General features: G+C 69.1%; 26 protein-coding genes, 2 tRNA genes and 1 other RNA gene. 8 read left to right on the top strand and 21 right to left on the bottom strand.

Going from position 1 to position 24,128, the window contains the following annotated elements; all coding sequences use genetic code 11:
* Nucleotides 1-54 precede the first annotated feature (54 nt).
* The 4 genes from fabD to AC2EWF_RS10800 all read right to left on the bottom strand — a co-directional run bounded on the left by fabD (nucleotide 55) and on the right by AC2EWF_RS10800 (nucleotide 3,030).
* Nucleotides 55-999 (bottom strand): ACP S-malonyltransferase, encoded by a 945-nt coding sequence (gene fabD, locus AC2EWF_RS10815; protein ID WP_483639382.1) that lies wholly within the window; start codon nucleotides 997-999, stop codon nucleotides 55-57.
* A 127-nt stretch (nucleotides 1,000-1,126) separates the two neighbouring features.
* The gene (locus AC2EWF_RS10810) at nucleotides 1,127-2,101 is read right to left on the bottom strand and encodes a beta-ketoacyl-ACP synthase III (RefSeq protein ID WP_483639381.1); all 975 of its coding nucleotides are present in this window, start codon (nucleotides 2,099-2,101) and stop codon (nucleotides 1,127-1,129) included.
* Nucleotides 2,102-2,250: 149 nt separating this feature from the next.
* On the bottom strand, nucleotides 2,251-2,445 hold the full coding sequence (gene rpmF / locus AC2EWF_RS10805) for a 50S ribosomal protein L32 (RefSeq protein WP_077483694.1): 195 nt from the start codon (nucleotides 2,443-2,445) through the stop codon (nucleotides 2,251-2,253).
* Nucleotides 2,446-2,511: 66 nt separating this feature from the next.
* On the bottom strand, nucleotides 2,512-3,030 hold the full coding sequence (locus AC2EWF_RS10800) for a YceD family protein (protein ID WP_483639380.1): 519 nt from the start codon (nucleotides 3,028-3,030) through the stop codon (nucleotides 2,512-2,514).
* Nucleotides 3,031-3,165: 135 nt separating this feature from the next.
* Here AC2EWF_RS10800 and AC2EWF_RS10795 point away from each other — a divergent pair, with 135 nt between their 5' ends.
* From AC2EWF_RS10795 to AC2EWF_RS10770, 6 genes are all read left to right on the top strand, one after another.
* Complete coding sequence (locus tag AC2EWF_RS10795; protein WP_483639379.1) at nucleotides 3,166-3,615, top strand: hypothetical protein; 450 nt, start codon at nucleotides 3,166-3,168, stop codon at nucleotides 3,613-3,615.
* Nucleotides 3,612-4,202 (top strand): Maf family protein, encoded by a 591-nt coding sequence (locus AC2EWF_RS10790; protein ID WP_483639378.1) that lies wholly within the window; start codon nucleotides 3,612-3,614, stop codon nucleotides 4,200-4,202. The genes AC2EWF_RS10795 and AC2EWF_RS10790 overlap by 4 nt, the downstream gene beginning before the upstream one ends.
* Before the next feature lie 72 nt (nucleotides 4,203-4,274).
* Nucleotides 4,275-5,222 carry an AAA family ATPase gene (locus AC2EWF_RS10785; RefSeq protein WP_483639377.1) on the top strand — a complete coding sequence of 316 codons (948 nt, stop codon included), beginning with the start codon at nucleotides 4,275-4,277 and terminating at the stop codon, nucleotides 5,220-5,222.
* A complete protein-coding gene (locus tag AC2EWF_RS10780) occupies nucleotides 5,222-6,169 on the top strand; it encodes a DUF58 domain-containing protein (protein ID WP_483639376.1) in 948 nt (315 codons plus the stop codon). The genes AC2EWF_RS10785 and AC2EWF_RS10780 overlap by 1 nt, the downstream gene beginning before the upstream one ends.
* Entirely contained in the window at nucleotides 6,166-8,115 is a 1,950-nt protein-coding gene (locus tag AC2EWF_RS10775) for a transglutaminase TgpA family protein (RefSeq protein ID WP_483639375.1), read from the top strand. Before AC2EWF_RS10780 ends, AC2EWF_RS10775 begins: the two co-directional genes overlap by 4 nt.
* Before the next feature lie 47 nt (nucleotides 8,116-8,162).
* Entirely contained in the window at nucleotides 8,163-8,750 is a 588-nt protein-coding gene (locus AC2EWF_RS10770; protein WP_483639374.1) for a Slp family lipoprotein, read from the top strand.
* 64 nt (nucleotides 8,751-8,814) lie between these two features.
* On the opposite strand, the gene AC2EWF_RS10765 is transcribed toward AC2EWF_RS10770, so the two are convergent.
* The 9 genes from AC2EWF_RS10765 to AC2EWF_RS10725 all read right to left on the bottom strand — a co-directional run bounded on the left by AC2EWF_RS10765 (nucleotide 8,815) and on the right by AC2EWF_RS10725 (nucleotide 14,368).
* Entirely contained in the window at nucleotides 8,815-9,159 is a 345-nt protein-coding gene (locus AC2EWF_RS10765) for a histidine triad nucleotide-binding protein (RefSeq protein ID WP_483639373.1), read from the bottom strand.
* 24 nt (nucleotides 9,160-9,183) lie between these two features.
* Nucleotides 9,184-9,624: a GNAT family N-acetyltransferase gene (locus AC2EWF_RS10760; protein WP_483639802.1), complete on the bottom strand. Its 441-nt coding sequence runs from the start codon at nucleotides 9,622-9,624 to the stop codon at nucleotides 9,184-9,186.
* Nucleotides 9,593-10,189 carry a recombination mediator RecR gene (gene recR / locus AC2EWF_RS10755; RefSeq protein ID WP_483639372.1) on the bottom strand — a complete coding sequence of 199 codons (597 nt, stop codon included), beginning with the start codon at nucleotides 10,187-10,189 and terminating at the stop codon, nucleotides 9,593-9,595. Before recR ends, AC2EWF_RS10760 begins: the two co-directional genes overlap by 32 nt.
* A 97-nt stretch (nucleotides 10,190-10,286) precedes the next feature.
* Entirely contained in the window at nucleotides 10,287-10,610 is a 324-nt protein-coding gene (locus AC2EWF_RS10750; protein ID WP_483639371.1) for a YbaB/EbfC family nucleoid-associated protein, read from the bottom strand.
* 16 nt (nucleotides 10,611-10,626) lie between these two features.
* Nucleotides 10,627-12,285, bottom strand: coding sequence for a DNA polymerase III subunit gamma/tau (gene dnaX / locus AC2EWF_RS10745; protein ID WP_483639370.1), 1,659 nt, complete (start codon nucleotides 12,283-12,285; stop codon nucleotides 10,627-10,629).
* Between the two features lie 82 nt (nucleotides 12,286-12,367).
* Nucleotides 12,368-12,464, bottom strand: an RNA gene (gene ffs, locus AC2EWF_RS10740) — signal recognition particle sRNA small type.
* Nucleotides 12,465-12,699: 235 nt separating this feature from the next.
* Nucleotides 12,700-12,792 (bottom strand) — tRNA-Ser (locus tag AC2EWF_RS10735).
* Nucleotides 12,793-12,884: 92 nt separating this feature from the next.
* Entirely contained in the window at nucleotides 12,885-13,646 is a 762-nt protein-coding gene (locus AC2EWF_RS10730) for an MBL fold metallo-hydrolase (protein WP_483639369.1), read from the bottom strand.
* Entirely contained in the window at nucleotides 13,643-14,368 is a 726-nt protein-coding gene (locus AC2EWF_RS10725; protein ID WP_483639368.1) for a 3-deoxy-D-manno-octulosonic acid kinase, read from the bottom strand. Before AC2EWF_RS10725 ends, AC2EWF_RS10730 begins: the two co-directional genes overlap by 4 nt.
* A 37-nt stretch (nucleotides 14,369-14,405) precedes the next feature.
* On the opposite strand from AC2EWF_RS10725, the gene AC2EWF_RS10720 reads away from it, so the two are divergent.
* Nucleotides 14,406-15,449 (top strand): glycosyltransferase family 9 protein, encoded by a 1,044-nt coding sequence (locus tag AC2EWF_RS10720; protein ID WP_483639367.1) that lies wholly within the window; start codon nucleotides 14,406-14,408, stop codon nucleotides 15,447-15,449.
* 33 nt (nucleotides 15,450-15,482) lie between these two features.
* Here AC2EWF_RS10720 and AC2EWF_RS10715 read toward each other — a convergent pair whose 3' ends face one another.
* Genes AC2EWF_RS10715 through hisS form a run of 3 tightly spaced genes read right to left on the bottom strand, consistent with a single transcriptional unit; the run spans nucleotide 15,483 to nucleotide 19,257 of the window.
* Entirely contained in the window at nucleotides 15,483-15,881 is a 399-nt protein-coding gene (locus AC2EWF_RS10715; RefSeq protein WP_483639366.1) for a DUF6165 family protein, read from the bottom strand.
* 15 nt (nucleotides 15,882-15,896) lie between these two features.
* Nucleotides 15,897-17,849 (bottom strand): HAL/PAL/TAL family ammonia-lyase, encoded by a 1,953-nt coding sequence (locus tag AC2EWF_RS10710; RefSeq protein WP_483639365.1) that lies wholly within the window; start codon nucleotides 17,847-17,849, stop codon nucleotides 15,897-15,899.
* Between the two features lie 34 nt (nucleotides 17,850-17,883).
* Entirely contained in the window at nucleotides 17,884-19,257 is a 1,374-nt protein-coding gene (gene hisS / locus AC2EWF_RS10705; RefSeq protein ID WP_483639364.1) for a histidine--tRNA ligase, read from the bottom strand.
* Between the two features lie 167 nt (nucleotides 19,258-19,424).
* Here hisS and AC2EWF_RS10700 point away from each other — a divergent pair.
* Nucleotides 19,425-19,501: transfer RNA gene (locus AC2EWF_RS10700), tRNA-Pro, on the top strand.
* A gap of 111 nt (nucleotides 19,502-19,612) precedes the next feature.
* Here the strand turns inward: AC2EWF_RS10700 and AC2EWF_RS10695 are convergent.
* From AC2EWF_RS10695 to purF, 5 genes are all read right to left on the bottom strand, one after another.
* The gene (locus tag AC2EWF_RS10695; RefSeq protein WP_483639363.1) at nucleotides 19,613-20,128 is read right to left on the bottom strand and encodes a hypothetical protein; all 516 of its coding nucleotides are present in this window, start codon (nucleotides 20,126-20,128) and stop codon (nucleotides 19,613-19,615) included.
* A gap of 459 nt (nucleotides 20,129-20,587) precedes the next feature.
* Nucleotides 20,588-21,034 (bottom strand): peptidase associated/transthyretin-like domain-containing protein, encoded by a 447-nt coding sequence (locus AC2EWF_RS10690; protein WP_483639362.1) that lies wholly within the window; start codon nucleotides 21,032-21,034, stop codon nucleotides 20,588-20,590.
* A 119-nt stretch (nucleotides 21,035-21,153) separates the two neighbouring features.
* Complete coding sequence (locus tag AC2EWF_RS10685) at nucleotides 21,154-21,549, bottom strand: carboxypeptidase-like regulatory domain-containing protein (RefSeq protein WP_483639361.1); 396 nt, start codon at nucleotides 21,547-21,549, stop codon at nucleotides 21,154-21,156.
* A gap of 188 nt (nucleotides 21,550-21,737) precedes the next feature.
* Nucleotides 21,738-22,547, bottom strand: a complete 810-nt coding sequence (locus tag AC2EWF_RS10680; protein ID WP_483639360.1) for a ferritin-like domain-containing protein — start codon at nucleotides 22,545-22,547, stop codon at nucleotides 21,738-21,740.
* 96 nt (nucleotides 22,548-22,643) lie between these two features.
* Entirely contained in the window at nucleotides 22,644-24,119 is a 1,476-nt protein-coding gene (purF, locus tag AC2EWF_RS10675) for an amidophosphoribosyltransferase (protein ID WP_483639359.1), read from the bottom strand.
* Nucleotides 24,120-24,128: the final 9 nt, after the last annotated feature.

Genomic DNA, 24,128 nt, shown 5'->3' with positions numbered 1-24,128 from the left:
AATACGCCAACGAAAGGGCACGTCAAGCGCCCTTCGCGCGAGCGGCCTCGCCGCTCAGCCGTGCCAGTCGGCCAGCGCGGCCTCGAGCTCGGCCGGCGCGCCGATCGCACGCGCCTCAAGCCCCTTGTCGATGCGCTTGACGAGACCGGCCAGCACCTTGCCCGGTCCGCATTCGGCAACACGGGTGGCGCCGCCAACTGCCAGCGCCTGCACACATTCGGTCCAGCGCACCGGCAGGTAGAGCTGGCGCTGCAGCGCGCCGCGGATCTCGTCCAGTGAGGTGTAGCTCTTCGCCTCGGCATTCTGGATCACCGGGATGGCCGGCAGCTGCCAGGCGATCGGGGCCATGCGCTCGCCCAGCTTGTCCGCCGCCCCGCGCATCAGCATGCAATGCGAGGGCACCGACACGGCCAGCTTGACGGCCTTCTTCACACCCAGCCCGGCGAGCATGGCCAGCGCACGGTCCACCGCCTCGGTGTTGCCCGCGATCACCAGCTGGCCTGGCGAGTTGTAGTTCGCCGGCGCCACCACCTGGCCCTGCGCGACCTCTGCGCACACCTGGGCGATCTGCGCGTCGTCGCCGCCCAGGATCGCCGCCATCGCGCCGGTGCCCGCGGGCACTGCCACCTGCATCAGGCGGCCACGCTCGGCCACCAGCGCGGCGGCATCGTGCAGGGATAGGGCTCCCGCGCAGACCAGCGCGCTGTACTCGCCCAGGCTGTGGCCGGCCAGTTGCGCCGGTTGCGCGCCGCCGAGCTTGCCCCATACGCGCCACACCGCCACGCTGGCCGCCAGCAAGGCGGGCTGGGTGTGCTCGGTGCGGTTGAGCTGCTCTTCCGGCCCCTGCTGGCTCAATGTCCACAGGTCCACGCCGGCACCCTGCGAGGCCTCGTCGAAGCTCGCCTTCACCTCCGCATGCGCGGCAGCCAGTTCGGCCAGCATGCCGACCGATTGCGAGCCCTGGCCGGGAAACACGAAAGCAAGCGTTGCAGCATTCATGGGCAGGTTGTCCCTCAAAATGAAACCGTCATGGTGCCAGCATCGCCTGGCATGCGCAGCGGTATCGACTGCAGAAAAGCCGATGCCGCCCCGCGGGCGGCATCGGCGGCATCCGCAGAACGCCGGATCAGTAACGCAGCAGCGCCGAGGCCCAGGTAAAGCCGCCGCCGAAGGCTTCCAGCAGCAGGTTCTGGCCGCGCTGCACCTTGCCCGAGCGCACCGCGTAGTCCAGCGCCAGCGGCACCGAGCCGGACGAGGTGTTGGCGTGCTGGTCGACGGTGACGATCACGCGATCCATCGGCATCTGCAGCCGCTTCGCGGTGGCTTCGATGATGCGCAGGTTGGCCTGGTGCGGGATCAGCCAGTCGATGTCCGACTCGTGCATGCCGGCGGCCTGCAGCGTCTCGTCGACCAGCGAATCCAGCGTCTTCACCGCGACCTTGAACACCTCGCGCCCGGCCATCTTGATGCGGACACCATGGTTGGGTTCGTCCTTGAAGCCGACCGACACGCCAACCGGATTCCACAGCAGTTCCTTGTAGCCGCCGTCGGCATGCATGCAGGTGGCGTAGACGCCGGGCTCGCCGGAGGCCTCCAGCACCACCGCGCCGGCGCCGTCGCCGAACAGCACGCAGGTCTCGCGTTCGTTCCAGTCGATCATGCGGGTCAGCGTCTCGGCGCCAATCACCAGCACCTTCTTCGACTGGCCGCTCTTGATGAACTTGTCGGCGATGCCGAGCGCATACATGAAGCCCGAGCAGGCGGCGTTGACGTCGAAGGCCGCGCAGCCGTTCGCGCCCAGCCGCTGCTGCACGAGGCAGGCGGTGGACGGAAAGATGATGTCGGGCGTGGTGGTGCCAAGCACAATCAGGTCCAGCTCGGACGCCTTGACGCCGGCCGCCTCCAGCGCACGCTGCGCGGCGAGGAAGGCCAGGTCGCCGGTGGTCTCGCCATCGGCGGCGATGTGACGCTGGCGGATGCCGGTGCGGGTGCGGATCCATTCGTCGCTGGTGTCGACGATCTTCTCCAGGTCGACATTGCTGACGGCGCGTTCGGGCAAGGCACTGCCGGTGGCGATGATGCGGGAGTAGATCGGGGCCATTCCGTTTTCCGTCAAACGTAAACCGTGAATTGAACGCCCTGGACGGCGCATGCGCAACCGTCCGGATGTCCAGAACGCGAAACGGCGCGTCGCCGCGCCGTTTCGGATGATTCGCTGACGCGGATCCCTTGGGGGATCCGCCGCGTCGGTCAGTCCTCGACCGACACCGCGCCCTTGGTCTCGATGACCTTCTTGCCGCGGTAGTAGCCGTCGGCGGTGACGTGGTGGCGCAGGTGCACCTCGCCGCTGGTCGGGTCGGTGGACAGCTGCACGGTCTTAAGCTTGTCGTGCGCGCGACGCATGCCGCGGGTGGACGGGGTACGGCGGCTCTTGGCAACGGCCATGGTAGTTCTCCAACTGAACCTGATGTTCGATATCTGGATGACCGGGGCCGCGAAGCCCCGGCCGGCTTACTTCTTCAGTTCGCGCAACACCGCGAACGGGTTGTTCTCTTGTGCCGCGGCTTCGTCCTGCCCGGTCGCGCCGTGATCGACGGCTGCGTCGGGCAGGCTGCTGTCCGGGTTGACCGGCACCAGCGGCAAGGCCAGCAGCAGCTCGTCCTCGATCACGTCCGCCGGATGCAGGCGACCGTCCTCGGCCACCAGCAGCGGTTCGCAACCGGGCGGCAAGCCCGCCTCGTCGCGCTCCCGTCGGATCAGCCCGAGCCGGCTGTCCACCGCCACCGGCAGCACGAACGGCTCGAGCGTGCGCTGGCAGACCATCGTCAGCGGCGCCTGCACATGGACATCCACATAGTCCGTGCCCAGCTCGTCGCGACCGAAATCCAGCCGGAAGCTCACCTCGCCTGCGTCGCCGGCCAGCGCGCCGCACAGGCGCGAAAGCTGGGCCACGGGCATCGATCCCTCGAACGAACGCCGGGCCGCGACCATGCGCCAAGCGTCCACGGACTCTGGCAGTGTCACGGACATAATCGGCGAATGGTAAGTTCGTGAACGGCCGAAGTCAACCGACAATCAAGCGCTTGCGTCATCCGTCACGCGCATTTTGCCTGATGCGCCCCGCTTGCGGCAGACTGCTTGCCCACTCCATCCGGGCCTTGCCGCGTGAACCTTTCCCTGACGCTGGGCGTGTTTGCCCTGCTGGTGCTGGTTGTCGCGGCGGCCTGGGCGCTGTCGTCGCGCCGCTGGCAGAACCGGCGTGCCGCGGACCTGCAGCAGTTGCTCGACCTGGCGGACCGTCTGGAAACCGACCTGAAAAGCTGCCGCGCCGGCCTGGCGCAGGCGCATGCCGTGATGGCGATCAACCCGGACCTGCCCGGCGCCAGCGAGCAGGATGCCCGCCAGGCGGTCGACGCCGGGCTGCAGGCGCTGCTGCGCCAGCGCATCTGGATCCGCGACCACGCCGCCCGCGCCAGCCAGCAGGAGCTGGACGAGACCGCCGCCGCGATGCGCGCCAGCCGCGGTCGCCTGCAGCCGCTGCTGCAGGCGCTGGACGCCGCCCAGCGCGACCTGGACAGCGCGATGCGCGAACACATCCACCGCGACGCCGAATGAGTCCCGCCGCGCCCCGCATCGTGCTGGCCTCCACCTCGCGCTACCGCGCCGAACTGCTGCACCGGCTGCTGCCGGAGTTCGGGCAGCGCGCGCCCGGCACCGACGAGACTGCCCTGCCCGGCGAGCTGGCGGGCGGCCGTGCGGCGCGGCTAGCCCTCGCCAAGGCCATGGCGGTTGCCGACGGCCTGCGCGACGCACTCGTGATCGGCTCCGACCAGGTCGCCGAACTGGATGGCGGCGTGCTGGACAAGCCCGGCACCGTGGCGAATGCCCGCGCCCAGCTCGCCGCCAGTTCCGGCCGCGTGGTGCATTTCCACACCGCGCTGTGCCTGCTCGACACCCGCAGCGGCCGGCACCAGTTGCATGTCGACCACACCCGCGCCCACTTCCGCGCGCTGAGCGCCGCGGAAATCGAACGCTACGTGGTACGCGAACAGCCGCTGGACTGCGCCGGCAGCTTCAAGTGCGAGGGACTGGGCATCAGCCTGTTCGAGCGCATCGATAGCGAAGACCCGAGCGCGCTGATCGGGTTGCCGCTGATCGCGCTGGCCAGGCTGCTGCGCGCGACGGGCGTCGCCGTGCCCTGAAACAAACCGGGGTACGCTGGCCGCAACGTCGCCCAACCGCCCCCCATCCACGCACTGCCGCGAGTCCGACCGATGAGCCAGCCCCTGCCTGCCACCCCGCCCGCCGACGAACTGCGCCAGCGCCTGGCCGCCGCCGAGGCGCAGCTCAACCGCGTGGTGCTGGGCAAGGCGCTGCAGGTGAAACTGGCGCTGGCCTGCCTGGTCGCCGGCGGCCACCTGCTGCTGGAAGACGTGCCGGGCGTGGGCAAGACCACGCTGGCGCACGCTCTGGCGGCCAGCTTCGCGCTGGAGTTCCAGCGCGTGCAGTTCACCAGCGACCTGCTGCCCTCGGACATCCTCGGCGTCAGCATCTACGAACGCGAGACCGGCCAGTTCCGCTTCCATCCCGGCCCGATCTTCGGTGGCCTGCTGCTGGCCGACGAGATCAACCGCGCCACGCCGAAAACGCAGAGCGCGCTGCTGGAGGCGATGGCTGAAGGCCAGGTCACCGTGGACGGCCAGACCCACGCACTGCCGCAGCCATTCTTCGTGGTCGCCACGCAGAACCCGCTGGATCTGGCCGGCACCTTCCCGTTGCCCGACTCCCAGCTCGACCGCTTCATGCTGCGGCTGTCGCTGGACTATCCCGATCCCGCCGCCGAGCGCGAACTGCTGACCGGCATCGATCGCCACGACCTGCTGACCCGGCTGGCGCCCCAGTTGGACGGCGCCGCCCTGCTCGCGCTGCGCCGGCAAGCGCAGGCGGTCACCGCCAGTCCCGCCCTGCTCGACTACCTGCAGGCGCTGCTGGGCGCCAGCCGTCGCCACGCCGAGATCCGCACCGGGCTGTCGCCGCGTGCGGGCCTATCGCTGCTCGCTGCGGCACGCGCCTGGGCGCTGCTGGATGGCCGCGGCTACGTGCTGCCGGAGGACCTGCAGGCGCTGTTCGTGCCACTGGCCGCGCACCGGCTGGTGGCCGCCCGCGGCGTCGGCGGCGCAGCACTGGCACGCCAGCTGCTCGCCGAGGTGGCGGTGGACTGATGCGCGCCAACCTGCGCCGGCTGGCGCAACTCGCCGAACGCCGCCTGCCCGCGCTCACCCGCCTGCGCAAACCCGAACCGCTGCCGATCGAACTGGGCCGGCGCCGCATCTACATCGTGCCCACCGCGTTCGGGCTCGGCTTCGGCCTGTTGCTGCTGGTGATGCTGGTGGGCGCACTGAACTACGCCAACAACGCGGCGCTGCTGCTGACCTGCATGCTGGGCGCCGCCGCCGCGGCGAGCATGCTGCTCGCATTCCGCACGCTGGATGGGTTGTCGCTGCGCGGCATCCGCGCCGGTCATGCCGTGGCCGGCGAGCCGCTCGAGCTGGTGCTGGATTTCGCGGCGCTCCGTCCGCGCGAGTCGGTGCGCCTCGACTGCGCGGGCGAGTCGCTGGCCTTCGCCCTGCAGGACACCACGGAACTGCGGCTGCGCCTGGCCACCACCCGGCGCGGATGGCTTGCCCTGCCGCGGTTCAGGCTCTGGAGCACCTGGCCGCTGGGTCTGTTCCGCGCCTGGAGCTGGCTGCATCCGCAGCAGTCCGTGCTGGTCTGGCCGCAACCGGAAGCCGCCGGCCCGCCGCCCGTGCTGCCGGGCGATGCGCGCGAACGCCTGCGCCCGCAGGCGGGCGAGGAACTGGCCGCATTGCGCGACTACCGCCGCGGCGACGCGCCCCGGCACATCGCCTGGAAGGCCAGCGCCCGTCACCACGACCTGCTGGTGAAGGACTTCGACCGCCCCGAGCCGCGCGAGAGCTGGCGCCTGGAGTGGGACGCCCTGCGCACGCTGGATCGCGAGGCGCGCATCGCCCGGCTGGCGCGCTGGCTGGGCGAGGCGGAGGCGCAGGGCCGCCGCTACAGCCTGCAGCTGCCGAACGAGCGCATCGACATCGGCAGCGGCCCCGCCCACTACGCGCGCTGCATGAGCGCGCTGGCGGTGCTGCCGTGAGGAAATCCGTCGCCGCGCCGCTGGACGGTCGTAGCTTCGACCTGGTCGCCTTCGGCCTCGCTGCCGTGCTGGCGTTGCACGCGCCACATCTGCCGTGGTGGCTGGTTGCCGCGCTGGCGGCCATCCTCGGCCTGCGCTGGTGGCTGCGCCGCCGTCGCGCAACCACGCCGGGCTGGCTGAAGCTGCCGCTGCTGGCCGCGCTGCTGCTGTCCATCGTGAGCTGGTACGGCAACCTGTTCGGCCAGGCGCCCGGCGCTGCGCTGGCAGTGGGCCTGCTGGTGCTGAAGTTGCTGGAAACCGAGAGCGTGCGCGACGCCCGCGTGGGCATGAGCTTCGCCTGCTTCACCCTGATGGCTGCGTTGCTGTTCGACCAGAGCCTCACCGCCACCACCACGGTGGCGCTGGGACTGCTGCCGCCGCTGGCCGCGCTGCGATCGCTGGAGCCGGGGCAGCGCAAGCCTCCGGCGTTGTGGCGCGAACTGCTGCCCGGCCTGGGCCTGCTGGCCGCCGCGTTGCCGCTGGCCTTGCTGGCCTTCCTGCTGCTGCCGCGGCTGAACTCGCCGCTGTGGGGTGCGCCGAACGCCGGCGAACAGCGCACCGGGCTCAGCGACCGCATGACGCCGGCGGGCTTCAACCGATTGCTGGTCGACGACAGCCCCGCCATGCGGGTGGGCTTCGACGGCCCGCCACCACCACCCGGGCAGCGCTATTTCCGTGCCTTCGTGATGGGCCACTACGACGGCAGCAGCTGGACTTATCGCGATGCGCCCGACCAGTCGCCGGTGGCGGTCGAGGCCGGGCAGACCATCCGCTACCAGGTCAGCCTGGAACCCACCCGGCAGCGCGTACTGCCCACGCTGGACGTGCCGTTGGCCGCACCGCCCGATGCCAGCCTGCGCCGCGACCGCGTGGTGATCGCCGACAAGCCGGTGGACAGCTTGCGCGACTACACGCTGGAATCTGCCGTCCGCTACCGGCTGGAGCCGCGGCTCGGCCCGCACCCTGCCCACTGGCTGCAGCTGCCCGCCGGCTTCAACCCGCGCACGCTGGCACTGGGCCGCGCGTGGCGCGCGCAGTACGGCGGCGACGATGCCGCCATCGTGCAGGCCGCGCTCGCGCTGTTCCACGGTGGCTTCCGATACACGCTCACGCCCGCGCCGCTGGGCCGCAACGCGATGGACGACTTCCTGTTCAATACCCGCGAAGGCTTCTGCGAGCACTACTCGTCCGCCTTCACCGTGCTGATGCGCGCCGCCGGCATCCCCGCCCGCGTGGTCACCGGCTACCAGGGCGGCTACTGGAATGCCATGGGCGGTTACCTGCTGGTGCGCAACTCCGACGCACATGCCTGGAGCGAGGTCTGGCTGGCCGGCCGCGGCTGGGTACGGGTCGATCCCACCGCCGCGGTGCGTCCCCAGCGCATCAGCCTGGGGGCCGGTGCCGCGGTACCCGGCCAGTTGCCGTGGTACCAGAGCGGCTGGCTGCAATCGCTGCGCAACCACTGGGACATCGTCAACCGCTGGTGGAATCTGAGCGTTAACGGCTTCGATGCGCTGCGTCAGCGCGGCCTGCTGAAACCGTTCGGTATCCGCGATACGGACACCTCCACGCTGCTGCTGATGCTGGCCGCCGGCTGCGTGCTGTGCATGGCCGCCGGACTGGCATGGGTGTGGCGGCCGCGCGAACCGGAAGACACCGCACGCGCCGCGCTGCGCCGGCTGGAACGCAAGCTGGCGCGGCAGGGCGTGACGCGGCAGGCCGGCGAGGGACCGCGCGACTACCTGCAGCGCGCCGCCCGCCTGATACCGGCGCAACACGACAGGCTGACCGAACTGATGCACCGCTACCTCGAACTGCGTTATGCCCATCCGGAGCCGTCCACTGAATCCGTGCGCGCATTTCGACGCGCGGTGCGGGATTTTCCTGTCGTCCGCATGGTCAAATGAACGCTGACAGGCTCGTGCACACAATCATCCATGATGGAGAAACCGCCATGTCCCTCTACCGCCCCCTCGCACTAGTCGCGGCCGCCGCCCTGCTGGGCGGTTGCGCGACCATTCCGCAACCGCTGCAAGGCAACTACACCGCCATCTCCAGTGCCGCCGCCCAGCAGGGTGGCGCCGGCGGTGCCCAGGTGCGCTGGGGCGGCGAGATCATCAAGACCGAGCCGGGCCCACAGCAGACCTGCTTCTACATCCTGGCCCGTCCGCTGGACAGCCAGGCGCGGCCGGAACTGGGCCGCTCGGGTGGCGACCAGGGCCGCTTCGTGGCCTGCCACAGCGGCTTCTACGACCCCGAGGTGTTTGCCCGCGGCCGCGAGCTGACCGTGACCGGCACCATCCACGGCACGGTGACGCAGAAGGTGGGCGACTACGACTACCCCTACCCGCGGGTGGAAGCCAATGTGGTGTATCTGTGGCCGAAGCGCCCGGTGTACGTGAGCACACCCTACCCGCCCGGTTTCTACGACCCGTTCTGGGGGCCGTGGGGTCCATGGGGTCCGTGGGGTTACGGCCCGTACTGGAGCGGCCCGCGTGTGATCGTGGTGCGTCCGCCGCCGCCCCCGCCGCCCAAGAAGTAAGCGGCGCACGCACGAAAAAGCCGGCCCATGGGCCGGCTTTTTCGTGCTCGCCGACAGCCGCGACTCAGCCCGGTGGCCAGTGCATGCGCCGGCCGGCCAGCAGGTGCACGTGCAGGTGGAACACAGTCTGCCCGCCGTACTCGTTGCAATTGACCACCGTGCGGTAGCCTTGCGCGGCAAAGCCTTCGCGCCTGGCGTAATCGGCGGCGGCCAGCAGCAGGCGCCCCAGCAGCGCCGCATCCTCCGCCGTGGCATCGTCCAGCGTGGCGATCGGCTTCTTCGGAATGAACAGCACATGCACCGGCGCCTGCGGGTTCACGTCGCGGAAGGCCAGCAGCTCGTCGTCCTCGTAGACGATGTCGGCCGCGATTTCGCGCCGGATGATCTTGCCGAAGATGGTGTCGCCCATGCCTGACTTCCTCCGATGCTCTCGTCACAGGCGCAACAGCATACCGTGCGCCCCTGGCGCCACGCGCCTGAAACCGAATTTCGCATAGAGCTCGTGCGCCGTGCCGTCGGCGATGAGCCCGACCATGGCGCGTGACGGCGCACGGGCGCGTATGTCTTCCATCAGCGCCTGCATGATGCGCCGGCCCAGGCCCTTGCCCTGCCAGGCGGGCGCCACCGCGATATCGACCACGAACAGGAACAGGCCGCCGTCGCCCACCACGCGGCCCATGCCGACCAGTTCGCCGCCGTGGCGCATGCACGCCGAACTCCAGCTCGCCGGGAGGCCGGTCGCCGCGCCCTCCGCGGTCATCGGGCTCAGGCCGGCCGCCGTGCGCAACGCACGGTATTCCTCGTTGCCGGGGACCTCCAGTGCGAGCGTGGGTTCCACCGCTTCAGTCCAGTACCTGGCGGCCACCGAATGCATGCGCCAGCGTGCCACGGTCCACGAACTCCAGCTCGCCGCCCAGCGGCACGCCATGCGCCAGCCGGGTCGGCTTGATGCCGCCGGCGCGGGCCAGTTGCGCCAGGTAGTGCGCGGTGGCCTCGCCTTCCACGGTGGGGTTGGTGGCGATGATGAGCTCTTCCACCTCGCCCTCGCCCAGCCGTTGCGCGAGCTGCGGCAGGCCCAGCTCCTCCGGCCCCAGCCCGTCCAGCGGCGACAGCCGGCCATGCAGCACGAAGTACTGGCCGCGGTAGCCGGTGGCCTGCTCGATCGCCGCCAGATCCACCGGCGACTCCACCACGCACAACAGCTGGCGGTCGCGGCTGCTTCCGGCGCAGATGGCGCACAGCGGCTCCTCGCTGAAATTGCGGCAACGCGCGCAATGCCCGATGCGCTGCATCGCCTCGCGCAGCGCGTCGGCCAGCTTCAGGCCCCGCGCGCGATCGCGCTCCAGCAGATGGAACGCCATCCGCTGCGCGCTCTTGCCGCCCACGCCGGGCAGGCAGCGCAACGCTTCGACGAGGGTGGCAAGGAGTGGGGAGGTCATCTGCGACAGGATTCGGGATGGCGGGATTCGGGAGAAGCCTGGGCCTTGCCGGGGCCGCTGTTCCGTACCCCGGTGCCCACTCCCGGATCCCGGCCGTTCAGAACGGCATCTTGAAGCCCGGCGGCAGGCTCATGCCGGCGGTGACGCTGCCCATCCTTTCGCGGCTGGCCTCGGCGACCTTGTTCACCGCGTCGTTGATCGCGGCGGCGACCAGATCCTCGGCCATCTCCGGATCGTCGGCGAAGGTCTGCCGGTCGATGGCCACCTTGCGCACCTCGTGCGCGCCGCTCATGGTCACGCTCACCAGGCCGCCGCCGGCGCTCCCGGTGACTTCCAGCTTCGCGATCTCCTCCTGCGCACGCTTCATGTCTTCCTGCATGCGCTGGGCCTGCTGCATCAGCTGGCCGATCTGACCTCTCATACCGCTAACTCCGTCATCAACTGCCCAGGGGTTTCACCGACTGCGGCACCACGCGGGCACCGAAGTCGCGTTTCATGGATTGCACGAAAGGATCGTCCTCGATCGACTGCTCGGCCGCCGCCTGCGCCGCGTTGCGCGCCTGCGTGGCGCGCGCGGCCGGCGTGGCGGCGGCGGCCGTCTTGTCGATGTCGACGAAGCGCAGCCTGATGCGCTCGCCCAGCGCCTGGCTGATGCGCTCCTCCATCTGGCTGACCATCGGCTCCACCGCCATGCCCATGTGCGCCGGCTGCAGGGCCAGCACCAGGGTGTTGCCGTCGCGTTCGCGCAGCACTGCGTTCTGCGCCAGCACGCTGAACGGGCCGCGCAGGCCGGCCTGTTCGATCAGGCTTTCCCAGTGCGGCAGGCCGCCCGTCTCGCGCGCCGGCGCAACCGGCGCGGATTCGCGCACGGCGGCCGCGGCCGCAGGGGCCGGCGGCGCCGCCCGATGCGCCGGGGCCGGCGACGCGGCTGGCGTTGCACTGCGCACGGGCGGTGCCACAGGTCGCGGGGCTGGCACCGCACGCTCCGCCGCCGGGCGCTCCGCCTCGTCGCCGGGGCGGAACGCCAGCATGCGCAGCAGCGCCATCTCGAAGCCGGTACGCGCGTCGGGCGCCAGCGCGAGGTCGCGGCGGCCGCCGATGGCGATCTGGTAGTAGAGCTGCACGTCCTCCGGCGCGATGCGCGCGGCCAGCGCGTGCAGGACCTCGCCGTCGGGGCCTTCCTCGTCGAGCCGGTAGCCCGGGATCAGCTGGAGCAGCTGCAGGCGGTGCAGCACGCCGGCGAGGTCGTCCAGCACGCCGCCGAAATCCGGCGAGTACGAGGCGATCTGGGCACACTCGGCGAGCAGGCGCGCGCCGTCGCCGTCGGCCAGCGCATCGAGCACGCCCAGCACCTGGCCCCGGGCGACGCTGCCCAGCATGGTGCGCACGTCGTCGGCGTGCAGCGCGCCGCCGCCGTAGGCGATGGCCTGGTCCAGCAGCGACAGGCCGTCGCGCATCGAGCCGTCGGCGCCGCGCGCCAGCTCCTCGACCGCGGCATCCTCGTAGGCGATGTTCTCGGCGTCCAGGATGTGCCGCATATGTCCGGCGATCTGCCCGGGCAAATGGCGCTTGAGGTTGAACTTCAGGCAGCGCGACAACACCGTCACCGGCAGCTTCTGCGGATCGGTGGTGGCGAGCAGGAACTTCACGTGCGGCGGCGGCTCCTCCAGCGTCTTGAGCAAGGCGTTGAACGCCGGCTTGGAGAGCATGTGCACCTCGTCCACCAGGTACACCTTGAAGCGGCCGCGCGACGGCGCGTACTGCGCGTTCTCGATCACCTCGCGCACGTCGTCCACGCCGGTGTTGCTGGCCGCGTCGATCTCCAGCAGATCCACGAAGCGGCCCTCGTCCACCGCGGTGCAGACCGCGCACTCGCCGCAGGGGTCGGCCGACTCGCCGCGCTCGCAGTTCAGCGACTTGGCGAAGATGCGCGCGATGGTGGTCTTGCCCACGCCGCGCGTGCCGGTGAACAGGTAGGCGTGGTGCATGCGCCCGGTGTCGAGCGCGTTGGTGAGCGCGCGCACCACGTGCTCCTGCCCCACCAGTTCGGCGAACTTGCGCGGGCGCCATTTGCGGGCGAGAACCTGATAGGACATGCCTGACTACCTTGGGGCGAAGCCCGATTGTGCCAAGTCAGGTGAGGCAAGTCAGCAAACGACGTCCCCGGAATGGCGGCGGCCCCGCCAGCCACACCCCGGCACCCGAATCATCCACTACCGTTGCTTCCTTCCGGACCTGGCGGGGTTTGCGGACTATCGTCGCGGGGGGACCGACGGGGCCACCATGGACGTGCACGACGCTCGATCGTGACTCACTCGAAACTGACGGAGAGGGCGGGATGGCTCGGCCCCTCCTGGGCCTCACCCTTCGCTGCGCGAAGGGCCAGCCTGCGGCTGTCCAAATTCGTTCCTTACGGATTTGTCGAACCACACGGGTTCTCACCCACCCTCTCTTTTCCGTGATTCCGTGTTGCTGCGCCAGCTTCCAAGCCGTCGCACCTTTCAATCAACTGGCGGAGAGGGCGGGATTCGAACCCGCGATACGGGGATAAGCCGTATACACACTTTCCAGGCGTGCTCCTTCAACCACTCGGACACCTCTCCGCACGCAAAACCTTCCCACCAGCCCAAACCGCGGCCAGTGAAGAGGCGGAAGGATAGCGGTCACCACCGCGACTGACAAGGGATGGAGGCGCTCAACCGGCATCTGCATGCGGCGGCAGCGGCGTTCCCAGCGCGATGCGCTGCCCCGTCGCGGCGACCCGGTAGCCATGCGCAGCCAGCGCCGCGCCGTCGGCCACGCTGCCGTAGTGGTACAGCAGCAGGCGCTTGCGCAAGGCCGCATCGTATTCGCGCTCGATGTCGTCGATGCCGGTGTGCGAGGGGTTGCCGACCAGTCCACAGTCGTGCACCACCAGTTCGCCGCCGCCCGCGTGCTGAGCCAGCACCTCCGGGATCGGCCGGGTGTCGCCGGTGTAAACGAAGCTGCCAGGCAAGGCGAGACCGAACGAGGTGTTGGGCCGATGGTGACGGGTGGCGAACACGTCGAACCACAGGCCGTCGAGCCAGAACCCGCGGGTGCACGGCACCAGCCGGAACGCCTCCCAGAAATTCGCCCCGCCCTCGGCGAGTACGCCCGGGTAGTCGGCCACCCGCGTCTGCAGCCATGGCACCAGCGCCGCATGCGCGAACAGCCGCGTGGTGCCGCGCAGGTGTTCATCGAACCACAGCTTGAAGAACAGGCCTTCCAGCCCCGCCACGTGGTCCATGTGGGTGTGGGTGAGGTAGAGCGCCGGCGGCAGCGCGCCGTAGGCGTCGAGGTAGCGGTCCAGCGTGTCCGAGCCGCAATCGACCAGCAGCATCGGCACGCCGTCGCCTTCCAGCACCACGGCCGAGGAGCCCAGTGTACTGGTCGCGTGCGCCGCGCCCGTGCCGAGGAAATGCAGATGCCAGTTCATGCGCTGAAGCTAGCCTCGTAGGCGTCGATGAGAGGTGTCCAGATGGACGCGCGGAACGCTGCTTCGCCCTGGGCGACGGCACCGAGTTTGACCAGCGAGCGATGCAGCCGCTGCAGGTTGGCCAGCCGCCAGCCTCGGGCCGGCGTGCGCAGGCATCCGCGGTCGAAATCGATCAGATACAACGCCGAAGGGGTCACCAGCACGTTGTGCGCATTGAGATCGGCATGCCAGACGCCGGCTCGATGGAAGCGCGCCACCAGCGCGCCGGTCTCGCGCGCCAGCTCGGCGTTCAGCCGGCCAGCGGCGAGGCATTCGGCCAGCGTTTGCGCGTCCGCGATGCACCGGGTGATCAGGTCGGCGCGGTAGAACAGGCCGTGCCGCTGGTAACGCGCGGCCACCGGCGCCGGGCCGGGCAGGCCCAGTCGCGCGATCTCGGCCAGCAGGCGGAATTCGGCGAAGCAGCGCGTGGCGTCCGCGCCGCGCCACAGGTAGCGGTCGCCCATCAGCTTCGCCACCATGCCGCCGCGCCGGTAATGCCGCAGCACGCACTCGCCGGCCGGCGTGGCTATCAACTGCACGCCGCCGCGGCCACCCGCCTGCGGGCGCAGCGCGCCATGTCCGCGCCAGTGATCCGGCGCGAACCAGTCGGCGTCGACTTGTGGCGATGCCGTGGCGTCGAACAGAATCGCGCCATTGGCGTCTTCGCGCAGTTGCTCTTGCATCGGTGCCGTGCGCTCCTTCAGCTACCGGCGATTTTACATGTCCCCTCCCGCTTCGCTTTGCCTGCTGCGCACCTCGGCCATCGGCGACGTCACCCACGTGGTGCCGCTGGTGCGCACGCTGCAGGCGGCATGGCCGCAAACCCGGCTCACCTGGGTCGTGGGCAAGCTGGAGCGCAAGCTGGTGGGCGACCTGCCCGGCGTGGACTTCGTCACCTTCGACAAGCCGGCGGGCTGGTTCGGCATGCGCGACGTCTGGAAGGCGTTGCACAGCCAGCGCTTCGATGCGCTGCTGCAGATGCAGGTGGCGCTGCGCTCCAACCTGCTGAGCCTGGGCATCAGGGCGGACCGGCGGATCGGCTACGACGCGGCGCGCGCCAAGGATCTGCACGGCCTCGTCGTCAACGAACGCATTCCAGCGCGCACGGGCGAACACGTGCTGGATGCCATCGGCAGCTTCTGCGAACCGCTGGGCCTGAAGCAGACCGAAGTGCGCTGGGATATCCCGGTTCCCGACGAGGCACAGGCCTGGGCGGCGGAACAGCTGCCCGGCGATGCGCCCACCCTGCTGGTGAGCCCCACTTCCAGTCATGCGCTGCGCAACTGGCGGCCGGAGCGCTACGCAGCAGTGATGGATCATGCCGCCGCGCGTAGCTGGCGTGTCGCGCTGGTCGGCGGCCCCACGCCGGGTGAACGCGCGATGGCCGACGCAGTGGTCGCCGCCTGCAGGCGGGCGCCGCTGGACCTCACTGGCAAGGACACACTGAAGAAATTGCTGGCATTGCTGGGCCGCGCACAACTGCTGCTGACGCCGGACTCCGGCCCCATGCACATGGCGAACGCGGTGGGCAGCAAGGTGCTCGGCCTGCATGCCGCCAGCAATCCGCACCGCTCCGGCCCCTACTCCGACCTCCGCTGGTGCGTGGACAAATACGACGAGGCCGCGCGCCGCTTCCTCGGCAAGCCGGCCAGCGAACTGGCCTGGGGCAGCAAGATCGAGAAGCCGGGCGTGATGGATCTGATCGGCGTCGACGACGTGGTCGAACGCTTCGAGGCGGCCGCGCGCGAGCTCGGCCTGACCTGAAAACCCCTCTCCGCGCGGAGAGGGGTTGCGGCATCAGACGGCGCGGTAGTCCTGGTAGGACTTTTCCTCCACCAGCTGCGAACCCAGCTTGACGTTGATCTCGCGCTTCACCGCCGCGCGCTCGTCGTTGCGGAAGTACACCGAGCGCGCCAGCTCGATGAATTCGGCGTCGAAGGCCTGCGCCTTTTCCTTGAGGCGGATCTCGTCCTCGATCTCCCACAACGACTCGTTCACCGCGAGCAGGCGCGCGCGTTCGTCGGCGATGTCGGCCTTCGAGGCGGGGTGCGCCGCCCAGGTGGCGTTGAGCAGGTCGAGCTCGGTGCGCACGTTGGCAAGCTTGGCGGGATCGCCGATGCGCTGCGACTTGATTTCGAGGATGGTGATCTTGTCGATCAGCTCGCCGTAGGACACCGGGGTCTGGATCAGGCTCATGAGTAACTCCGAAGGTCAGGCCGCATGGGCGGGATGGAAGGCACCCTGGCGCACGAGCTCGCAGACGGTGCGCACGTCGCCGTCCAGCGCGCGGTCGCGGTGCAGGAAGTCGATGTGCTTGCGCAGCGTGGCGTGGGCGCGGCGCACGTCGGTGCCAGCATGGAAATCGCTGGTCCCCGCCAGCGCCTCGGCCAACCGCCGCACCTCGGCGACGAACTGCTGGTAATGCGGCTGGCCTTCGCGCGGCGCATTGGCTACCTTCGCCGCCAGCGCCTGCCAGCCGCCGCGCTGCGCCAGGCGGCGTGCGGCATTCAGCATCTCCTGGCGGTAATCCAGCGCCTGCGCTGCGGTGTAAAGCTCCAGCGCGATCACGTGGCCGAGGTCCTCCATCATCTCCATCACGTGGCGCGCCTCGTTGGCGCCCATGGAGACGTGGTCCTCGGCGTTCGCACTGGTCGGCACCGAATAGACGCTGGCCGGATGCGCACGCGTGGCGAGGTCGTTGACCAGTGCCGCTGCGGTGTACTGCACAATCATGAAGCCGGAGTCGGTGCCGTCCTCGTTGCCGGTGAGGAAGGCCGGCAGGCCGTCGTTGGTGGCCGGGTCGACCAGCTTGTTGAGGCGGCGCTCGGAGATCGAAGCCAGCACGGGGATCGCCGCCTTCACGTAGCTCATCGCCAGCGCCAGCGGCATGCCGTGGAAGTGGCCGGCCGAGATCACCTGCTCCTCGATGAACTGCGCGTCGGCGTTGTCCGGGAAGATCAGCGGGTTGTCGGTGACCGCGTTCAATTCGATGTCGAACACGCGGCAGGCCTGCGCCCAGGCGTCGCGCACCGCCCCGTGCACCTGCGGCATGCAGCGCAAGCAGTAGGCGTCCTGCGGCTGGTGCTTCTTGCCGCCCTTGAATGGCAGGAAGCGCGCGTAGAACGCCTCGCGGCCATGGCGCTGGTTGGCCGGCACCCAGTTCCAGCCGATGTCGAAGCTGAGCGCCTGGTCGTCGGCTTCGCTCCATGCCTCGGCGCTCCACGCCCGGAAGTGCGGCACCAGGTGATAGGGAATGTCGATCAGCGTCGAACCCTGCAGCAGTTCGCGCACGTGCACGGCCACCGCCGCCTGGCCCGGATGCGGACGCAGGGCGTGGACTTCCGGGCGCAGCGCGCCGCTGCGGCCCGCGAAGGCATCCAGCGTCATCGCCGCGGCGAGATCGGCAGCGTCCAGCAGGCGTTCGAGGTCGTGCAGGGCCAGCGCGCCGGTAGCCAGCATCTGCGCCGTGCCGTTGTTGAGCGCCAGGCCCTCCTTGAACGACAGCCGCACCGGCGCGAGGCCGGCGCGTTCCAGCGCCTCGGCGCCCGGCAGGCGCTCGCCGGCGAAAAACGCCTCGCCGCCGCCCAGCAGCACGATCGCCAGGTGCGAAAGCGGCGCAAGGTCGCCACTGGCGCCAACCGACCCCTTCTCCGGCACCACCGGCACCACGCCGGCGTTGAGCATCGCGGCCAGGGCTTCCAGCGTCTGCACGCGGATGCCGGAGTGGCCGCGCATGAGAGTATTGATGCGGATCAGCAGCATCGCGCGCACCACGTCTGCGCCGAACGGCTTGCCGACGCACACGGCGTGGGTGGTGATCAGGTTGTGCTGCAGCTCTTCCAGCAGCGTGCCTTCCGGCGTCCCGATGCGGCTGCCCGGCAGCTCGTCGCGCACGCGATGGGCGCCCAGGAGCTTGTCGGCGTTGCTGCCGAAGCCGGTGGTGACGCCATAGGTGGGTTCGCCGCAGTTGACCTTGTCGGCGAGGAAATCGGCTGCTCGTCGGACACGCTGCAGTTGCTTTGCGTCCAGCGCCACCTTGGCGCCGTCGCGGGCCACCGCCACCAGCTGCGCCCGGGTCAGGCTGCTGCCGTCGAGAAGAATGGTTTCGCTCACAAGTGCTCCAACATGTCCGTACGACCAGGAAAACCCCGGTTTTTCCGTCATCCCGGCGAAGGCGGATGACGCGCCAGCAACCGCCTCAGCCCATTGCCGCCGCCTGCTCCAGTTCCACCCGCAGCGTCTTGACGAGCTCTGTGCGCTCCACCTCGTACTGGTCGCCGCGGCGCAGGTCCTTCACCGCGACAACGCCCTTGGCCAGCTCATCCTCGCCCAGCACCACGGCGAAGCGGATGCCGGCGCGGTCGGCGTACTTGAGCTGCTTGCCCAGCTTGCCGCCTTCCAGCACCACCTCGGTGGCAATGCCGGCAGCGCGCAGCTCCCCGGCCAGCGCGAGGTAGACCGGCAGCCGCGCCTCGTCCATCTGGGTCACCAGCACATCCACCGTGCTCTGCGCGCCATGCACCAGGCCGGCTTCCCGCAATTGCCAGTACAGGCGGCTGAGGCCGATCGAGATGCCCACGCCGGGCAGATGCGACTTGGTGTACTGCCCGGCGAGGTTCTCGTAGCGGCCGCCCGAGCAGATCGAGCCGATCTGCGGGTGCTCGTTGAGCGTGGTCTCGTAGACCGTACCGGTGTAGTAGTCCAGCCCGCGCGCGATCGAGAGGTTGAGCGCGAAGTGCGATTCCGGCACGCCGAAGTCGCGGATCAGGCCCAGCACTTCCTTCAGCTCGGCCCGCCCCTGCTCCATTGCCTCGGGGCCGGGGCCCAGCGCGTCGAGCTTGTCGAAGGCATCCTGCAGCGACGTGGAGCGCACCTGCACGAAGACGAGGATCTTCTCCACCACCGCCGGCGCCAGGCCGAACCCTTCGCCGGTGAGCGTGTGGCGCACGTGGTCGGCGCCGCGCTTGTCCAGCTTGTCCACCTCGCGCAGCACCAGCATCTGCTGCTCGGCGTCGGCCACACCCAGGCTCTCGAAATAGCCGCGCAGCAGCCTGCGGTTGTTGAGCTGGATGGTGAACGGCCCGATCGCCAGCTCGCGGAACACGCTGTAGATCACCGCCGGCAGCTCGGCGTCGTAGCGGATCGACAGGCTGTCCTTGCCGATCACGTCGATGTCGCACTGGTAGAACTCGCGGAAACGGCCGCGCTGGGCGCGCTCGCCGCGGTACACCTTCTGCATCTGGTAGCGGCGGAACGGGAAGCTCAGCTCGCGCTCGTGCTCGGCCACGTAGCGCGCCAGCGGCACGGTGAGGTCGAAGCGCAGCGCCAGGTCCGGCTTCTCGCCCTGCTCCATCGCGCCGGTCGACTGCACGAAATACACCTGCCGCTCGGTCTCGCCGCCGGTCTTGGTCAGCAGCACGTCGGCATACTCGATCGCCGGCGTCTCCACCGGCAGGAAACCGAAGCGCTCGTAGTTGCGGCGGATCGTGTCGAGCATGCGCTGGAACGCGATCTGGTCCAGCGGCAGCAGTTCGAGCACGCCGGGCATGGTGCGGGCCGGGGTAAGCGCCATGGAAACCTCTGTATACGGGGAGGACGTGCCGCCGGTCGAATCACCACGCGACAGCCGTCAAGATTAACAGATGGCCATCCGCCGGCCGCGGTCGCTGACATGGCTTCCGGGCGGGCAGGGAAACAGTTGCCAAGCTCCCCGGCCGTCATTAAGATGTGCGGCTCCCGCGGGGTGTAGCTCAGCCTGGTAGAGCGCTACGTTCGGGACGTAGAAGTCGCAGGTTCAAATCCTGTCTCCCCGACCAAGATTCAAGCGCCTGGGTCTGCCGATGCCAGGTACGGAAAAGCCGCCCGGGAGGGCGGCTTTCTTGTTTCCGCGAAGCGCCTCGCGAAACGGCCCGAAAACGAAGAGGCACTCAAGACTTCGAACCCGCCGCGTTCGGCATGAGCCCGAACCGCAGCATCACCAGCTGCCCGTTCACGCCACAGGCGGCTTGCGCACCGACCTGCCCCTTGTCGAACTGCATCGGGACCAGCACGACGGTGTAGCCCTGCACCATCTGGCCCTTGATCTGGTCCTTGCCCGCGCCGCCGATCGACTTGGCGTTGCCGTATTGCTGCGTCAGCGCGCCCCAGGCCTGCTGCAGCTTGTCGCTGCTCGGCTTCCCCTTGGGGTCGAACGACTGCGTCGCCCCGTTGAAATCGCCCTTGTCCATGGCCGTGAGCGTCCTGTTCACGGTGCCCCCGCAACTCGCCGTCTGCTCGGCCGAAGCCGGTGTCGGCGCCGGCGCCTGCTGCGGTGTCTGTTGCGAAGATTGCGGCGCCTGTTGCGATTGCTGTTGCGCAGGCGGCTGCGCGGGAGCCGTCTGTGCCTGAGCGCTGCCGAAAGCCATCAACATGGCCGGCAGGATGAAGGAAGGGGCCTGTTTCATGTCGTCTTCTCCTCGTGGGGATGGGAGCGCGACGGCGAGCGTGTCAGTCAGGCTTGCATCGGACCGACGCGCCACAAGGTGCCGGAGATGGAACGGCCGAGGCCGTCGCGGAGGGAGCGGCGTCTGGGTGACGCACTTCCATCCTCATGAGCTGGGGTGTCCCTGTCAAACCATGCGCCGGCAATCATTCAGCAAGATGAGCATCCGATGTCCAACAGGACGCGGGTTACGAGCCATGGCAACCAAGTCGGCAAAGCGATTCGGCGGCACCAAGAACGGTTGGCGCCTTACGTGCTCATTGCGCTCCGCCCCGCACCATGGGTTTAGCCGGGAGAGGCTTTGCTGTTGGCCGACGCACGTTCCAACGCCAGCGGCCACCCCGTGGCTACCGCTGGCGTTGCCGCCGATTGAAACTAGCCGATTTGCGCGATGGCTCACGTCACCGGACAGGCATCAGGATCAGCCGCCCGACGCTGCAGCACAGCGACCATTCGGACAGGGAAAGTCCACTTCGACGCCGTGCTCGGCCGTCGTGGACGGAGCTCTGGGACGCCCGTCGATGACGCGGTTCTGGCTCCACAACGAAACATTGGCACGGGTATCGATGGTCTTGCTGCCTTTCTGCAACGACACCGTATAAACCGACAACGGCAAGTTGCGCAGGCTGTAGTCTCCGCCAGCGTCAACGGCAACGTGACGGCGAACCCCTGTACTGCTTTCCGCAAAGACGGTCGTGCCGGCCGGTGCGTGGCCGAAGATGCGTGCCGATGTGTCTTGTGCACTGACGGACAGGGACAGCAAGCCAACCGTCATTCCTACACCGGCGATCAAGACACACCGGAACACGGCAACCCCTCCCTTTGCTGCATGAACCCAACCATCGGCGGCATGCTTGATGATTTCCATACCTCCCTCCTTGAATATTTTGCGTGATGGGGCCACAGACAAACACCGGCAGCATCAACGGTCTTGTGCAGCCACCGCCCGGTCCGCACTGAGAGGCCGCGACCGGGCAGTCCGCATCATCAACCGCCTGTTGTCACGGCACAGTGATCTTCCGGGCAGGCGAAATCCACCTCCGCCCCACGTCCCACCGTCACCGGAATGTTGGCGCGGGTATCAACGATCTTGCCGTCCTTCTGCAGCGACACCGTGTAGGTCGACATCGGCAGGTTGCGCAAGTTGTAGCGCCCCTTGGCATCGACGGTGACATGGCGATGCAGACCGGTGCTGCTTTGCGCGAGCACGGTTTCGCCGGCCGGCGCCTGCCCGAAGATGTGTGCCGTCGTGCTCTGCGCGCTGGCGGACAGCGGCAGCATGCCGCCCATCGCCACCATGCCGGCGACCATTGCCAGCCGGGACATTACGCGCGCAGTCCGGATGGCGCGCAGGCCGCGCCTGGCGTGCTCGATGTTCCTCATGTTCCCCCTCCCTAGACATCCAGTGAATGGGAGCCCCGCCTGCAACGATGGGCAGGACATCCCGGTCTCCGCCCCACCGGCCATGCCGGTTCCTGCTCACCCTCGGGCGGTTCCGCAACCTAGCGACAAGCCTCTGCTTTTCGCAAGTGGAGCAGGTCAGCCAGTCGCGCGATGCCTGACCGCCGCGCTCAACCCGCCACACCCAGCGCCGCCAACCGATCCAGCTCGGCCTCGATGAAACCCGCTTCCAGGCGCGCGGGGCGGTTGAACGGACCGCGCAGGCTGACGCCCAGGTAGTCGCGCAGCAGGTCGAAGAAGGTGTCGAAGGGATCGACGCCATCGCGTTCGCAGCACCAGCGATACCAGCGCGTGCCGGCGGCCACATGGGCCACTTCCTCGCGCAGGATCACCTCCAGCACGGCGATGGTGCATTCGTCGCCGGCATGGCGCAGGCGCGCGATCATGCCCGGCGTCACGTCCAGCCCGCGCGCCTCCAGTACGCGCGGCACCAGCGCCATGCGCGCGGTGTCGGAGTGCGCGGTCTTCCCGGCCATCTCCCACAGGCCGTTGTGGGCGTCCAAGTCGCCGTAGGCATGGCCGAGTTCGGCCAAGCGAGCGGACAGCAGCGCAAAGTGACGGGCTTCGTCATGGGCGCAGCTGGCCCAGTCGCGGTAGTAGTCCTCGGGCATGCCGCGGAAGCGGTACACCGCGTCCCAGGCGAGATTGATCGCGTTGAACTCGATGTGCGCGACAGCGTGCACCAGCGCCGCACGTCCTTCGGCGGTGCCAAGGCCGCGTTGCGGTACCTGGCGGGCGCTGACCAGTTGCGGTTTCGCGGGACGGCCCGGGGCGCCGATGGGCTCGGGTGGCGCAGCGGCAGGGTCGGGACGCAGCTCGCCCGACTGCAGCGCGGCCCAGGCGGCATGGGTGAGGCGCAGCTTCTCGGCCGGATCGGTGGCGTCGAGGCAGGCCTTGGCGGCGGCGTGGAGGCTGGTCATGGTGTGGCGAGGTAGGAGCGCACCCTGTGCGCGATGGCTTCGACGTTTGATCGAAGCCAAAAGCATTCGCGCACAGGGTGCGCTCCTATGCGTGGTTCATCCGACGCGGCGCGCGGCCTTGGCGTCGTCCGAACGCAGCATCTCGATCTGTTCGAGGTAGTGGCGGTCGAGACCGGTGACGTATTCGCCGTTGAAGCAGGACGCGTCGAAGTGCTTCAGCGCTTCGTTGCCGTCCTGCACCGCCCACACCAGGTCCTTCAGCTCCTGGTAGATCAGCCAGTCGGCGCCCAGCATCTGCTGCACCTCGGCCTCGGTCTTGCCAGCGGCCACCAGTTCGGTGGCCGAAGGCATGTCGATGCCGTACACGTTGGGGTAGCGCACCGGCGGCGCGGCAGAGGCGAAGTACACGTTCTTCGCGCCGGCGTCGCGCGCCATCTGGATGATCTGTCGCGAAGTGGTGCCGCGCACGATGGAGTCGTCCACCAGCAGCACGTTCTTCTTGCGGAACTCCAGGTCGATCGCGTTGAGCTTGCGGCGCACCGATTTCACGCGGTCGCCCTGCCCCGGCATGATGAAGGTGCGGCCCACGTAGCGGTTTTTGACGAAGCCCTCGCGGAACGGCACGCCCAGCGCCTCGGCCAGCGCGCTGGCGGCGGTGCGCGCGGTGTCGGGAATCGGGATCACCGCATCGATGCCGTGGTCGGGGCGCTCGCGCAGGATCTTCTCGGCCAGCTTCTGGCCCATGCGCAGGCGCGCCTTGTACACCGACACGTTCTCGATCATCGAGTCGGGCCGCGCCAGGTACACGTATTCGAAGATGCACGGCGCATGCATCGCGCCGTCCGCGCAGTGGCGCGTGTGCAGCTGGCCGTCGTCGGTGATGAACACCGCTTCGCCGGGCGCCAAGTCGCGCAGGCGCTTGAAGCCGAGCACGTCGAACGCCACCGACTCGGACGCCACGGCGTACTCGCGCCCTTCCGGCGTGACGCGCTCGCCCAGCACCAGCGGCCGGATGCCGTGCGGATCGCGGAAGGCCAGCAGGCCATAGCCGAGCACCAGAGCGATGCATGCGTAGCCGCCGCGCGCGCGCGCGTGCACCGCGGCCACGGCCTTGAAGATGTGGTCCGGCGTCAGCGCCATCCGCTCCTGGATCTGCAGTTCGTGCGCCAGCACGTTCAGCAGCACCTCGGAATCCGAATCGGTGTTGATGTGACGGCGGTCGTCCTCGAACATCTCCTTGCGCAGCACCTCGGTGTTCACCAGGTTGCCGTTGTGCGCGATGGCGATGCCGTAGGGCGAGTTGACGTAGAACGGCTGCGCTTCCTCGGCGCCTTCCGATCCGGCCGTCGGATAGCGGCAGTGGCCGATGCCGATGCGGCCGCGCAGCCGGTTCATCGCATGCTGGTTGAATACGTCGCGTACCAGGCCGTTGCCCTTGTGCAGGCGCAGCCGCGCGCCGTCCACCGTGGCGATGCCGGCCGCGTCCTGGCCGCGGTGCTGCAGCACCGTGAGGCCGTCGTAAAGCGCCGATGCCACTTCGGTGGTACCGACGATGCCGATGATTCCGCACATGATGGATGG

Source organism: Rhodanobacter sp. sgz306013 (genome assembly GCF_057031145.1).
The sequence above is the reverse complement of the archived record's forward strand: the minus strand, read 5'-3'. Positions and strand labels throughout refer to the sequence as shown.

Bases quoted from the DNA above. Each gene is read 5' to 3' on its own strand.
- fabD (WP_483639382.1), bottom strand. From the start codon at position 999: ATGAATGCTGCAACGCTTGCTTTCGTGTTTCCCGGCCAGGGCTCGCAA.
- AC2EWF_RS10810 (WP_483639381.1), bottom strand. From the start codon at position 2,101: ATGGCCCCGATCTACTCCCGCATCATCGCCACCGGCAGTGCCTTGCCC.
- rpmF (WP_077483694.1), bottom strand. From the start codon at position 2,445: ATGGCCGTTGCCAAGAGCCGCCGTACCCCGTCCACCCGCGGCATGCGT.
- AC2EWF_RS10800 (WP_483639380.1), bottom strand. From the start codon at position 3,030: ATGTCCGTGACACTGCCAGAGTCCGTGGACGCTTGGCGCATGGTCGCG.
- AC2EWF_RS10790 (WP_483639378.1), top strand. From the start codon at position 3,612: ATGAGTCCCGCCGCGCCCCGCATCGTGCTGGCCTCCACCTCGCGCTAC.
- AC2EWF_RS10785 (WP_483639377.1), top strand. From the start codon at position 4,275: ATGAGCCAGCCCCTGCCTGCCACCCCGCCCGCCGACGAACTGCGCCAG.
- AC2EWF_RS10780 (WP_483639376.1), top strand. From the start codon at position 5,222: ATGCGCGCCAACCTGCGCCGGCTGGCGCAACTCGCCGAACGCCGCCTG.
- AC2EWF_RS10770 (WP_483639374.1), top strand. From the start codon at position 8,163: ATGTCCCTCTACCGCCCCCTCGCACTAGTCGCGGCCGCCGCCCTGCTG.
- AC2EWF_RS10765 (WP_483639373.1), bottom strand. From the start codon at position 9,159: ATGGGCGACACCATCTTCGGCAAGATCATCCGGCGCGAAATCGCGGCC.
- AC2EWF_RS10760 (WP_483639802.1), bottom strand. From the start codon at position 9,624: ATGCATTCGGTGGCCGCCAGGTACTGGACTGAAGCGGTGGAACCCACG.
- recR (WP_483639372.1), bottom strand. From the start codon at position 10,189: ATGACCTCCCCACTCCTTGCCACCCTCGTCGAAGCGTTGCGCTGCCTG.
- AC2EWF_RS10750 (WP_483639371.1), bottom strand. From the start codon at position 10,610: ATGAGAGGTCAGATCGGCCAGCTGATGCAGCAGGCCCAGCGCATGCAG.
- dnaX (WP_483639370.1), bottom strand. From the start codon at position 12,285: ATGTCCTATCAGGTTCTCGCCCGCAAATGGCGCCCGCGCAAGTTCGCC.
- AC2EWF_RS10730 (WP_483639369.1), bottom strand. From the start codon at position 13,646: ATGAACTGGCATCTGCATTTCCTCGGCACGGGCGCGGCGCACGCGACC.
- AC2EWF_RS10725 (WP_483639368.1), bottom strand. From the start codon at position 14,368: ATGCAAGAGCAACTGCGCGAAGACGCCAATGGCGCGATTCTGTTCGAC.
- AC2EWF_RS10720 (WP_483639367.1), top strand. From the start codon at position 14,406: ATGTCCCCTCCCGCTTCGCTTTGCCTGCTGCGCACCTCGGCCATCGGC.
- AC2EWF_RS10715 (WP_483639366.1), bottom strand. From the start codon at position 15,881: ATGAGCCTGATCCAGACCCCGGTGTCCTACGGCGAGCTGATCGACAAG.
- AC2EWF_RS10710 (WP_483639365.1), bottom strand. From the start codon at position 17,849: ATGACGGAAAAACCGGGGTTTTCCTGGTCGTACGGACATGTTGGAGCA.
- hisS (WP_483639364.1), bottom strand. From the start codon at position 19,257: ATGGCGCTTACCCCGGCCCGCACCATGCCCGGCGTGCTCGAACTGCTG.
- AC2EWF_RS10695 (WP_483639363.1), bottom strand. From the start codon at position 20,128: ATGAAACAGGCCCCTTCCTTCATCCTGCCGGCCATGTTGATGGCTTTC.
- AC2EWF_RS10690 (WP_483639362.1), bottom strand. From the start codon at position 21,034: ATGGAAATCATCAAGCATGCCGCCGATGGTTGGGTTCATGCAGCAAAG.
- AC2EWF_RS10685 (WP_483639361.1), bottom strand. From the start codon at position 21,549: ATGAGGAACATCGAGCACGCCAGGCGCGGCCTGCGCGCCATCCGGACT.
- AC2EWF_RS10680 (WP_483639360.1), bottom strand. From the start codon at position 22,547: ATGACCAGCCTCCACGCCGCCGCCAAGGCCTGCCTCGACGCCACCGAT.
- purF (WP_483639359.1), bottom strand. From the start codon at position 24,119: ATGTGCGGAATCATCGGCATCGTCGGTACCACCGAAGTGGCATCGGCG.